General features: G+C 50.4%; 11 protein-coding genes and 1 pseudogene. All 12 read left to right on the forward strand.

From position 1 onward, the window contains the following. Positions 1-154: 154 nt before the first annotated feature. The 12 genes and pseudogenes from rnc (at position 155) to KDK14_RS16290 (ending at position 12655) form a co-directional block, all read left to right on the forward strand. A complete protein-coding gene (rnc, locus tag KDK14_RS16235; protein WP_257266223.1) occupies positions 155-835 on the forward strand; it encodes a ribonuclease III in 681 nt (226 codons plus the stop codon). A gap of 145 nt (positions 836-980) precedes the next feature. Then, positions 981-1952, forward strand: a complete 972-nt coding sequence (era, locus tag KDK14_RS16240; RefSeq protein WP_257266224.1) for a GTPase Era — start codon at positions 981-983, stop codon at positions 1950-1952. Continuing rightward, positions 1949-2662, forward strand: coding sequence for a DNA repair protein RecO (gene recO / locus KDK14_RS16245; RefSeq protein WP_257266225.1), 714 nt, complete (start codon positions 1949-1951; stop codon positions 2660-2662). The genes era and recO overlap by 4 nt, the downstream gene beginning before the upstream one ends. A 98-nt stretch (positions 2663-2760) precedes the next feature. After that, on the forward strand, positions 2761-3510 hold the full coding sequence (gene pdxJ, locus KDK14_RS16250) for a pyridoxine 5'-phosphate synthase (protein WP_257266226.1): 750 nt from the start codon (positions 2761-2763) through the stop codon (positions 3508-3510). After that, positions 3511-3879: a holo-ACP synthase gene (gene acpS / locus KDK14_RS16255; protein ID WP_257266227.1), complete on the forward strand. Its 369-nt coding sequence runs from the start codon at positions 3511-3513 to the stop codon at positions 3877-3879. 187 nt (positions 3880-4066) lie between these two features. Further along, the gene (gene cysM, locus KDK14_RS16260; protein ID WP_257266228.1) at positions 4067-4969 is read left to right on the forward strand and encodes a cysteine synthase CysM; all 903 of its coding nucleotides are present in this window, start codon (positions 4067-4069) and stop codon (positions 4967-4969) included. A 106-nt stretch (positions 4970-5075) separates the two neighbouring features. Then, positions 5076-5213 carry a hypothetical protein gene (locus tag KDK14_RS16265; protein ID WP_257266229.1) on the forward strand — a complete coding sequence of 46 codons (138 nt, stop codon included), beginning with the start codon at positions 5076-5078 and terminating at the stop codon, positions 5211-5213. Positions 5214-5536: 323 nt separating this feature from the next. Further along, a pseudogene (locus tag KDK14_RS16270) lies at positions 5537-5885 on the forward strand (ATP-binding protein); the annotation flags it as partial. Between the two features lie 809 nt (positions 5886-6694). Further along, positions 6695-7297: a DUF1819 family protein gene (locus KDK14_RS16275; protein ID WP_257266230.1), complete on the forward strand. Its 603-nt coding sequence runs from the start codon at positions 6695-6697 to the stop codon at positions 7295-7297. Beyond that, positions 7294-7890, forward strand: coding sequence for a DUF1788 domain-containing protein (locus KDK14_RS16280; RefSeq protein ID WP_257266231.1), 597 nt, complete (start codon positions 7294-7296; stop codon positions 7888-7890). The genes KDK14_RS16275 and KDK14_RS16280 overlap by 4 nt, the downstream gene beginning before the upstream one ends. Positions 7891-8031: 141 nt before the next feature. Then, positions 8032-11703, forward strand: a complete 3672-nt coding sequence (brxC, locus tag KDK14_RS16285; RefSeq protein WP_257266232.1) for a BREX system P-loop protein BrxC — start codon at positions 8032-8034, stop codon at positions 11701-11703. Positions 11704-11713: 10 nt separating this feature from the next. Continuing rightward, positions 11714-12655, forward strand: a complete 942-nt coding sequence (locus tag KDK14_RS16290) for an AAA family ATPase (RefSeq protein ID WP_257266233.1) — start codon at positions 11714-11716, stop codon at positions 12653-12655. Positions 12656-12699 lie beyond the last annotated feature (44 nt).

Genomic DNA, 12699 nt, shown 5'->3' on the forward strand with positions numbered 1-12699 from the left:
CGCTATTCACCTCACAAAACCGAATTTTTAGCCTCAATTTTCTGTCGTCCTCGCTGGCGCTATTCTCGGACAGCCTCCTGGCGAGCGAGATATTAATTTTCATAACCTTGATCTTGTAATTTGCACATAACTGGAAATCCGGAACTCAGTGAAAATGCTCGAACTTGCCCGACTGCAAAAAAAATTAGGGCATGAATTTTCCAATCAGGGCCTGTTGGTGCTGGCGCTCACCCATCGCAGCTTTGGCAGCCGTAATAATGAGCGATTGGAGTTCCTTGGCGACTCGATTGTCAACTTTGTTATTGCTCAAACCCTCTATGAGCATTTTCCAGATGCCAAAGAAGGTCAATTGAGCCGTCTGCGGGCTAGCATGGTCCGCGGTGCAACCCTTGCCGAACTTGGGAGGGAATTTGAGCTGGGCGATTTTCTTCGTCTTGGCTCCGGTGAACTGAAAAGTGGCGGCTTCAGGCGGGAGTCCATTCTTGCTGATGCGGTTGAGGCAATTATTGGCGGGATTTACCTTGATGCAGGGATGGCCGTTTGCCACCAGCGAATTCGCGCCTGGTTTAGCACTCGCCTGGATAAACTGACCACATCGGATGAGCAAAATAAAGACCCCAAAACCCGCTTGCAGGAATATCTGCAGGCACGCCAGCAATCATTGCCCAAATACCAGGTGACAGATATTCAGGGGGAGGCTCATGACCAGCATTTTTCCGTGATTTGCCAACTGGAATGTCTGGATGAGCCGTCAAGGGGGGAAGGGTCCAGTCGTCGTGGTGCTGAACAGCAGGCGGCTCGCAATGCATTGAAGTTGCTTGGCCTTGATCATTAAGGAACGTTCATGAATAACTTCGCAGTAAGCGCTGCCCGCAAAAGACAGGCTATTTGTCCTTGTGCGGGTAGGGATCTTAATAAGTTTCAGGCAAATGCGGAACAGTTTCCAAGTGTGTATTGAGCGTATAGAGAGCAGAAAACAGATGACATCTGATGCAAATCGTGAAGAGCCCGCTGCTCATGAATTCAGCCTTGCCGATTCCGCTTCAAAACTGAGCCGCTGTGGCTACGTAGCCATTGTTGGCAGACCTAATGTGGGCAAATCAACCCTGTTGAATCATCTGCTTGGGCAGAAGCTGTCCATTACCTCCCGCCGCCCTCAGACTACCCGTCACCAGGTGCTTGGTATCAAGACAGAGCAGGGGGTTCAGACGGTCTATGTTGATACGCCGGGCATGCACAAGGTTCAGAAAAAAGCCATCAACCGTTATATGAACAAGGCGGCCAGCAGTGCCCTGACAGGTATTGATGCCATTGTTTTTGTGGTTGACCGCCTGACCTGGAATGAAGAAGATCAGATGGTCCTTGACAAGGTAAAAGGTGCCCGCTGTCCGGTTATTCTTGCGCTTAACAAAGTGGACAAGATTACGGATAAGGGGCAACTGATCCCGCATCTTGAGTCGTTGTCGGCAAACATGGATTTTCATGGGGTGATACCCATCTCTGCCCAGCACGGCCATAACCTGAAACAGCTGGATGAAATGATTACCCGGCTGATTCCGGAAGCTGTCCATCATTTCCCTGAAGATCAGCTGACGGACCGCAGTTCCCGTTTTCTTGCCGCAGAGCTGGTGCGGGAGAAGGTCATGCGGCAGCTTGGTGATGAGCTGCCTTATGAAGTGACGGTAGAGATAGAAGAGTTCAAGCATGAGTTGCGGCCAAAAGGCCCGCTGTTTACCATCAGTGCCTTGATTCTTGTGGAGAGAGCAGGGCAGAAAGCTATTGTTATTGGCGAGGGGGGAGCAAGATTGAAGAAAATCGGCCAGGAGGCTCGCAAAGATATGGAGCATCTGTTCGATTCAAAAGTCATGCTGAACCTTTGGGTTAAGGTCAAGGCAGGCTGGTCTGACGATGAGCGTGCCCTGAAAAGTCTGGGGTATGATCACAACCTGTGATTGGCAATGAATTCCATCAAGCCTGGTTGTTGCATCGGCGCTCTTATAAAGAGCGCTCGGTCATTGCTGAATTTTTAGTGGCAGGTCATGGCCGTGTGGCCATGGTGGTTCGGGGAGTTCGTCAGTCGAAGTCCCGGTTGGCTTCATTGTTACAGCCTTTTCATCAGGTAATGGTACGCTGGAATGGACGAGGTGAGCTGAAAACACTGGTTGACCTGGAGCTTGATCGCTTTACTTTCCTGACGGGTGAACGACTTTATTGTGGGTTCTATGCCAATGAGTTGCTGCTGAGATCAATGATCCCGGGGCAACTGGTGGATGGTATGACGGATTTATACCGGGAAATATTGACCCACCTTAATCAGAACGCGCCTCTTGAGCCGTTACTCCGTTCATTTGAACTGGATTTGCTGCAACTCTGTGGCTATGCGCCATCGCTTGACCGGGATGTAAGTGGTGCGCCTTTACAAGAAGGCATGGTTTACCGCTTTGAACCTGAGCATGGGTTGGTACTGACCCATGGACCAGTGGGCTACCATGAGAGACCGTTTTGCTACACTGCGCAGTTGCTTAAAACACTTTCGGTCAGGGATTTCTCTGATGCTGAACTCTATCCGGGTTTTAAGCGGTTTACCAGGCAGGCCATGAAACCACTGATCGGCGACAGACCTATGCAGAGCCGAATGCTGTTCACTAACAGAAAACCATAATCACCACCGGAGAGGCCACCCGTAGAAAATGGTGCATTCTCCAGATCCCGATAACGGTGGCACAATGCTATGCGCCATTTTCTACAACAGGTGTATTCATGATTCCTCATCAGCGTATTTTGCTGGGTGTCAACATTGATCATATTGCAACCATCAGGCAGGCCAGGGGTATTCGTTACCCTGATCCTGTTCAGGCTGCAATTGAAGCTGAAGAGGCGGGTGCAGATGGCATCACACTGCATCTGCGTGAAGACCGCCGACATATTCAGGATCATGATGTATTTAGAATTCGTGGTGTCTTACAGACACGAATGAATCTTGAGATGGCAGTGACCGATGAAATGGTTGGCATTGCTGAAAAACTCAAACCTGAACATGTTTGCATGGTTCCGGAGAAGCGGGAAGAGGTCACCACTGAAGGCGGGCTAGATGTGAAAGGCCTTTTTGATACTATTGCTCCCGCCTGTGATCGCCTGGAAAAACAGGGTATTGAAGTCTCTCTGTTTATCGACCCTGATGTAAGTCAGGTTGAGGCAGCTGTCAGGACGGGAGCATCTGCTATTGAATTGCATACCGGCAGTTATGTTGACGCATCGACGGCTGAAGCAATGCAGGAAGAGCTTGACCGCTTGAGAACTGTGGTTGTGTTTGCCCTGGAACAGGGGCTGATCGTTAATGCTGGTCATGGCCTTAATTATCAGAATATTGAGCCTGTAGCGATGATTGCCGGTCTTCATGAGCTGAATATCGGTCATTCAATCATTGCCCGTGCCCTGTTTACGGGTTTGAAACCAGCGGTGCGTGAAATAAAATCGCTTATGTTGCAAGCAGCACGGAATGCGTTTTAAATGATTGTTGGTATAGGGACAGACATTGTCCGTATTGATCGAATAGAGCGCTCACTCAGTCGGTTGGGTGAGGCGTTTGTCGGCAGAATCCTGACTGACCATGAGTTATCCCAATGGCAGAAACGCTCACCGGCCTGGTTAGCAAAGCGCTTTGCGGCGAAAGAGGCCGTTGCCAAAGCGTTTGGTACCGGAATCGGCAAGCTTTCATTCCAGCATATAGAGGTAAGAAATAATACTTCAGGTGCTCCTGAGTTGTTTTTATACGAGTATGGCCTTGAACTGCAGCAACAAAGAGGGGTTAAACGGCTTCACATTAGCCTTGCCGATGAGCAGGATAATGCGATTGCCTTTGTAGTACTGGAGAGATAATCGCCGCTCTTAAGGTAATCGGAGATTGACTGGTCCTGTCACCTTGTCACATCACTCTCATAAACGGCCAGAATTCACTCTTCTTTTGCCGTGGAAAATATTTTGCTTAACCATTTTTCATCCTTGAGGTTGGCGCAAAATATTTTCACGCGCCATGGGCATTTGTGTGCTGGAATAAGTGAGTTATATGTTCATTGAATATCCAACAATAGAGTCGATTATTGGTAATACCCCTTTGGTTCGTCTGCAACGTATGCAAGGGAAAAGCACAAATCTCATACTACTCAAGCTGGAAGGACAAAATCCGGCCGGTTCAGTGAAAGATCGCCCGGCCTTGTCTATGATCGCCGAAGCTGAAAGTCGGCAGGCCATCAGTCCGGGGGATACCTTAATCGAAGCCACCAGTGGCAATACAGGCATAGCGCTTGCCATGGCAGCGGCCATTCGCGGTTATCGAATGATTCTGATTATGCCGGACAATATGAGCGCCGAGCGTCGTGCAGCAATGAGTGCTTATGGTGCAGAACTGATTCTGGTCAGTGATGGTATGGAAGGGGCCCGGGATAAAGCGCTGGAAATGCAGCAACAGGGTGTGGGCAAGATTCTTGACCAGTTTGCCAATCCGGATAATCCCCTTGCGCATTATGTGACGACCGGGCCTGAAATATGGCGTCAGACCCGGGGTACGGTTACCCATTTTATCAGCTCCATGGGCACCACCGGGACGATAATGGGCACCTCCCGTTACCTGAAAAACAAGAACCCTGACATTCAGATTGTTGGCCTGCAGCCGGAAGAGGCTGCTCAGATACCGGGCATCCGTCGTTGGAGTCCCGAATATCTGCCTGCGATTTTTGACCGTTCCGCCATTGATGCAGTAATGGAAATTGGTCAGACAGAAGCTGAAGAGTGTATGAGGCAGCTGGCTCGTGAAGAAGGCATATTCTGCGGCGTTTCTTCAGGGGGAGCCGTCGCTGCTGCCCTGAGACTGTCAAAATGCACAGAGAATGCCACCATCGTTGCGATTATTTGTGACCGGGGTGATCGTTATCTTTCAACAGGCGTATTTAAGCCACAGGAAAATCGTTAACAGACTTTAATCAATTTTTGTGGACCACAGGGCAGGCAAATTTCAAGCCAGTTATCAGCGCTTCATAGCCAGGGACTTCCCCCCAATCAAAACCTTGACTTTGTTCATGAGGCAGGTCGCCAGCGATACCAAGTCATGCCGACACGCCCTTATTGATGAGGCCAGGGACCAGGTCGTCAGGGGCAACGAATTATCCAATACCAAAACCAGTGCATATACCAAAGCACAACAGCGGTTAACGTAAGAGTCAATAAAGACGTTAGAAATACCAAGGCGGCTTAAAGTCAGTGCCATTGGGTTAAGCCTTTTTATAAGAAATTGAAGGGAAGCAAGACAAGGGCTGGCAAGTATTGAGAGAAGAGACCCTGCGTTTATGGTTCACTGGCGAATACATCAGAAACCAACGGTTGGATAAGAAGAGCCGAATGAGGGGAGACTCTCACGTCCGGTACTGTGAGTAGCGGAAGGGGAGGTTCCTACCGCTGACTCGACAGAGCATAAAGGAAAAGAAAAGCTCTTCTTGGCCCGGATATTTCATAAACTGCCACGATTCTCGCTCATGACCACATAATCACCGGACCAGCCTGGGCTGGTAAAACCTGGCTGACCTGTGCCCTGGCTCAGAAAGCCTGTGTTATACAGTCCAATACCAGAGGCTGCCAAGACTGCTTCAGGACCTGAGCCTTGCCCGTGCTGATGGTCGTTACCTGAAGATCATGACGACGCTGGCCAAAACCGACTTACTCCTTTTGAATGACTGGGGGCTGTGGCCCCCTTAAACGAGAGTCAGAGGCGAGACGTGCTGGAGCTGGTTGAAGACCGGCAAAACCTCAAGAGCACCTTGATTACCAGCCAGATGCCGGTTGATCACTGGCATGAACTGATCGGTGATCCGGCACTGGCAGATGCGATTCTGTAGCGGCTGATTCATAACGCTCACCGCGTCCCTTTAAAGGGTGAGTGACTGCGCAAGAAACAAGCAAAACTGGCGAATTCCGAACCTGCGCCCTAAGCTGCAAACCGAAGCGACGCTGCGTTCCGGTGGGAGTGGCCGAATGTTTTCGGAATGGGTGGCCAGATACTTCCGGAATCGGTGGCGGAATGTTAGTGGAATGGGTGGCCGAATGCTCCGTAATGCGCAGCGAGTGAAATCAATAAATAAATTAGTCCATGACAGAGGGGTAGTTTATGGGCGCAAACCTCTAAACCTGGCAATATTCCACCAGACTTTTTTGTGTCGGTTTTCTGCAGACATTATGGAAATACTTTTCTTCTTGCAATGATGGATTCTTGAACTGCAGCGACCTCTATACCACTGCTGCAATAAGGCTAACCCACACTATTGGGGACAACAAGATAAAAAAAGCAGGATATTACCTTTCTGAATAAGGCAAATTTGTTTGCACCGGACACAAGCTATAATACCAGTGTCTTCTTTTCTGTTGGCACTGGCTTCTGGCCGAAAGTGCTGCCCTGCCTGCTGTTCAAACAGTACGATCGTATATTTACACCTTCATTCCCCTATTTGAAATCTATACACTAATCCCACTTAAAAATTCCATTCTGAGCTACCTGGACCCATGCTTCCCTCTGTCAATAACAGTCAGCGGTACCATCCAAGGGCGGTAGCGTCCCTGGGATATGGCTACGCTTATTGGCTGGCTATCAGTTGATATATGACGTTAAAAAGAAGCCATAATTTTCAGCAGACAAGATATTGACTATATGACATTAGCAAAAAAGTATCTGGCAGATTTAACTTCCGGTGGCCTTTTCCTGCCGGAGTCCCGGGTGGTGGCAGAGCTGATGCTGGCCTCGGACTCAGAGGCGGAGTGGCTTGCCCGGGTAACCCGGTCAAATGCGTTACAAAAACGCTCAGGGCAGACGGCCCTTCGTTATGCAAGAACCATTCGGCGCAGGCTTGAACCCCTGGGACAGGCTTATATAGAAGAGCTGGTCGGAGCCCATGACGGCCTTTATAAACAACTGCTGATGCTATCCGCTGCCCTGCATACGCCCGCCCTGGCAGATTTTATGGCCGATGTAGTGAAAGAATCAAAGCGGATTTATCGCCCGGATATCAACGCCAATGCCTGGGAACAGTTTATGGACAGCAAATACCGACATATCGAAGGACTGGACCGGCTGTCGCCCGGCACCATTCACAAATCCGGTGTCAGTGTCATCCGGATACTGGTGGAAGCAGGCTACCTGAGCGACAACCGGCAAAGATTGCTGCAGCCAGTCTATCTATTGCCCGAAACAAAGCGCTGGTTAATTGAATTGCAAAGAGAGGAGCTTGAGCCGGTCATGGAGTGTACCTTATGAAACTTCCCTTGAAAGGATTACAACATCGCCTGGATCAGGTTATTGATCGAATTGATAATCCCAGCCTGCTGAAAAACGAGGGGCTGGGCAATGAAATTGGTTTCTGGATCTTTGACTACCCGGCAAAGTTCGAGCTGATGGTTCGGGACCATATTGAACATATCAGTGAGAAGCTCCAGCGGCGCGGGCATCAATTTATTCATATCAATGTATTTCAGAGCCTGGTTGAACTGCTGGAATCCAGAAAACTCTTTGACCGTGCCTGTCAGCGTGAAAAGCAGGTCGGTCTTGAAGCCCTGAAAAAAAGTCTTGCGGGGCCGCTGAGCCAGGACAAACTGGCCAGTTACATCGGCGAACGGTATCCGGTTGCAGAGCAGGATTTTGTTATTGTTTCCGGTCTTGGTACTGCATGGCCCCTGGTGCGCGGTCATGAGCTGCTCAGTGCACTGCAGGCGGTGATGGGCAGCACACCGTTGATTCTTTTCTACCCGGGTGAATACAGTGGCAGTGACTTGCATCCGTTCGGCCTGATCGAATCAAAAAACTATTACCGCGCCTTTAAACTGGTGCCGGATAGTGAAAGACGCTTCTGAATCCTGACCGTCGTCGCCTCCCGCTTCCCGTTTCCCGCAAAAGCTAAGCAGGCCCGGTTTTTCGGGCGGCGGGCAGCGTTTGCTCTTCCCCTGATTGAACCTTTCCAATTGTCCCAGCGCCCTGCATTTTTCGAGCTACCCATGAATATTGAACAGATTTTTGCCAAAAAACTGACCCGGGATATTAACGGTGTTGTAAAAGCAGAACAGACCAGCAGTGAAGTGGTGTTCGTTGAGCTGGATGAATACGTGGTCACCAATGAACTGGACCGTCACCTTCGCGCCTTCTTTGAAAGCTATACGCCAAGCACCACCGGCCATGGGGAAAACATGAGCGACAAAGTCGGGGTTTGGATTTCCGGTTTCTTTGGTTCTGGTAAATCCCACTTTCTGAAGATTCTTTCTTACCTGCTGGAAAACAAGGTCGTTGAAAAAGAAGGCCATGAGAAAACGGCGCTGGACTTTTTCAGGGAAAAGATCAACGACTCATTTCTGCTTTCAGATATCTCCACAGCGGTCACCAAAAAGACCGATGTAATTCTGTTCAATATCGACTCCAGGGCCAATACCGACGATGGCGAATACGCCATTTTGAAAGTATTCCTCAAGGTGTTTAATGAGCGTGTTGGCTACTGCGGAGACTATCCCCAGATTGCCCACCTGGAAAGGGAGCTGGATAAGCGGGGGCAATACCAGGCCTTCAAGCACAGCTTTGCCGAACTCACGGGTTCCACCTGGGAGCAGGAGCGGGATGCCTACGACTTTTTCCGGGATGACCTGACCAACGCTCTGGCCAGTGCCTCCGGGCAAAGTGAAGAATCCGCCCGGCAGTGGGTAGAGAAAATCGAGGATAATTTCCCACTGAATATTGGCAACTTCTGCAAGTGGGTTAACGATTACCTGGACCGCAGCGGCGACCGCAACCTGCTGTTCCTGGTGGATGAAGTCGGGCAGTTTATTGGCAAAGACTCCCGCATGATGCTCAAGCTGCAAACCATTACTGAAGATCTTGGTACTCACTGTAAAGGCCGCGCCTGGGTCGTGGTCACGTCGCAGGCCGATATTGATGCCGCCATTGGCGGGATGGATCGCCGTGAGGGTGAAGATTTCTCGAAAATCCAGGGTCGCTTTTCTACCCGGCTGCAGCTCTCCAGCTCCAATACCGCTGAAGTCATTCAGCGCCGTTTGCTGGCAAAAACGGAAGATGCCCGGGAACAACTGATGGGTATTTATGCCGACAAAGCGGACATCCTGCGCAACCAGCTGACGTTCGACAATACCACCACGGCCTCATTAAAGGGCTACAGCGATGTCCCGTCCTTTGTCGATAACTATCCCTTCGTGCCTTATCACTACCCCCTGGTACAGAAGGTGTTTGAATCCATCCGTAGCAAAGGCGCTACCGGCAAACACCTGGCCATGGGGGAACGCTCCTTGCTGGATGCGTTTCAGTCTGCGGCAAAGCAAATGAAAGACCGGGGGCTGGATATCCTGATCCCGTTCCACAGCTTTTACGCCCCCATCGAAAGTTTTTTGGAGCCGGCTGTCAAACGTACCATCGACCAGGCCTGCGAACAGGATACGCTTACGGATTTTGATGGTTCGGTGCTGAAAACCCTGTTCCTGATCCGCTACGTAAACCTGGTAAAAAGCACACTGGATAACCTGGTCACCCTCTCTATTGATCGTATCGATGCAGATAAAATCGCCCTGCGTAAAGAGATTGAGGCAAGCCTGAACCGCCTTGAACGACAGCTGCTGATTGCCCGTAACGGCGACGAATTTATCTTCCTCACCAACGAAGAAAAAGAGATTGAGAAGGAGATTCAGAAAACCGAAGTAGAGGGTCCGGAAGTCTCCAATAAACTCTCAGCCATTGTTTTTGACGGTGTGCTCCATCGCCAGAACCAGTACCGTTATCCGGCCAACAAACAGGACTTCAAAATCAGCCGGTTCTGCAACGGTCACCCAAAAGGCGGCACTACCCTGGAAGATCTGGTGGTCAAGGTGACCTCACCGCTGGATGTCCATTACGACACCTTCCTGTCTGACCAGCACAGTATCAACCAAACTTTGGAAGGGGATGGCTGTGTACTGGTTCGTCTTGGGGAGCACAAGCGCCTCTGGGATGAACTCACCGTGTTCCTGAAAACCGACCGTTTCCTGAAGCAGAATGCCGGTCAGCGCCCGGAACAGGAGCACCTGTTGCGGGAAAAGCAGATGGAAAACATCGAACGGGAAAAGCGGCTGAACCAGGACTTTGAAAGGCTGTTTATCGAAGCGGAGGTATTTGCCATTGGCAAAAAACTGCCGAAAAAGTCCACCTCGCCCATGGCCATCGTCGATGAAGCCTGCAAATACGTCATTGAAAACACCTTTGCCAAACTCAATCTGCTGCAACTGACACCGGGTGATGTATTGCAGGAGCTTCAGGCGGTATTAACGGCTGACGATATCGCCCAGGCCGGGCTTGATCTGGGCGATCAGGCGTGCAACCCGAAAGCGACAAAAGAAGTCGCCCAGTACATCGCCCTGAAAATCGAACGCAACGAAGCGGTCTACCTGCGGGATGTGGTGACGCATTTTGGCAAGCGCCCCTTTGGCTGGCCCGATAATGAGATCCTGCTGCTGGTGGCACGGCTGGCCCTGGCGGGCAAAATCAGTTTTACCGTCAACACCAATGATCTCAACCTGAAGAATGCCTACGACGCTTTTACCAGTGTCCGTAAACGCGGCGAGCTGCGTATCCGGCAGATTCGACAACACGATGAGCGACAACTGAAAAAAGCCGCCACCCTGATGAAAAATGCCCTGTCAATCACCGTAACGGGCAGCGACGAGAAACAACTCTACGAAAGGCTGGTCAGAGCACTTAACCAGTGGAGCGAAGACCTGAAATCCTTCAAAAGCAAGGCCCAGACCGGACACTACCCCGGTAAGGCGGAGATCGAAAAAGGCCTGGTGCTGGTGGCGGGTATTCTGGAACAGCCCAACAGCTTCGCCCTGATCGAGCGCTTTTTGCAGGACGGTGATGAGTTGGCAGACTTTGCGGAAGATTTCGAAGATGTCAGCGATTTCTACCACAACCAGTTCCAGACCTGGCAGACGCTGGCTAACGCCCTGAATTTCAAGTTCAAGGCCAACCGACCGGCCCTGGAAAAACAGGACGAGGCGGCCAAAGCCCTGACGGAGCTGGACAGCATCTACAAGATGACCAGCCCTTATCAGAAGCTGCGTCATATCAGTGGGCTGGTGGCAACCGTTCAACGAATAAATGATCAGCTGGTATCAGAAAAGCGCAGTCATGGCATCAGCCGGGTTGAACTGCGCATAGCGAGAGTGACCAGGGCACTGCAGGAGGCCGGTGCCACCACTGAATTGCAGAATAAGGCTCTGCATCCACTGCAGCAATGCAAACAGCGTATCGAAACCACCGACTCCATCGCCCAGTTCAGCAGCGAACAGACCGAAGCCGAACACTATGAAGATCAGGCTTATGAACGGCTGAACCGGTTTATTGAAGCGGCCCGGAAGAAGGTAGAAGCGGAGAAGCGCAGGAAAGAGAGTGAATCCGCTGCAAAGGTAGCCGACAGTGCCAGTGAAAAAACGCCGGTTTATCAGGAGCAAAGTACAACCGCCACGGTAATTCCCGCCGCCAAGCGAACGGTGACTATTCAGGCCAGAGATGCCATGCAGCAAAGTAGCATCGCTGGTTTCCTTGAAACTGAAGCCGAAGTGAACCAGTATCTGGATATTCTGCGTGATCAACTGCTCAGTGCAGTCAAGGCCGGTGACCGGGTCCGCATCAAGTAAGGAGACAGCGGTGATCAACCGATTCTATATTGATAATTTCAAATCCCTGGTTGAGTTTGAATTACCGCTCAGCCAGTTTACCTGTCTGATCGGTTTGAACGGTGCCGGTAAAAGCACCGTTCTTCAGGCGCTGGATTTTGCCAGTGCGGTGATGAGTGGTGCAGTGAGCAGCTGGCTGGCAAAAAGGCAGTGGGCTTCTAAAGATATCAATTCGAAACTGGTTAAGCGGAATAATATTGAGATTGAAATTGATTTATCCATCATCGATAGAAAATTCCGTTGGAAGGCCTCCTTTAATCGCAGTAAGAACCGGTGCACCTCTGAGCAGATATTGGATCTGGACAACGAACAATCGCTGTTCAGTTATAAAAATGGGCATTATATCTTGCCCGATGGACGCTCAGGTCTGATAACCAATGAATTTCAGGGTTCTGTGCTTGCCGGGCTGATGGCGAGCCTGCAAACGGATGAAATGAAGGTGGTGAAAGAGCAGATTTGTGCAATCCGGTCACTGGACTTGTTGTCACCTCAATCCCTGCGGAAAAGAGCCAGAAATGCGGAGGGAGAAAATATCGGTATTGGTGGGGAGCAGCTATCGGCATTTCTTCACCAGCTGCGCCCGAGGACAAAGAAGCTGCTTCTGGAACAGTTACAGCAATATTACCCACAGATAGAGTCTATCCAGACGGGAACTCTGCAATCCGGCTGGGTGCAGCTGAAAATTAAAGAGCAATTTGCCGGTGATCAGAAAAAGGCGGTATTTCTGGAGAGCGAAGCCCGTCACATAAATGACGGATTACTTCGCTTGATGGCGATTTATGCGCAGCAACTGAGTCCTCTGGAAACCCTGTTATTTGATGAAATCGAAAATGGCATTAACTCAGAAATTACCGAGAAAATTGTTGATGCGCTGGTGGCATCTCCCAAGCAAATCATTGTGACAGGGCGATAGAACCAGACGTACGACCATCCACTAAACACAAAACTTGACTTTCT

The sequence above is a fragment of the Endozoicomonas sp. ONNA2 genome, assembly GCF_024606365.1.
In the GTDB taxonomy this organism is placed as follows: domain Bacteria; phylum Pseudomonadota; class Gammaproteobacteria; order Pseudomonadales; family Endozoicomonadaceae; genus Endozoicomonas.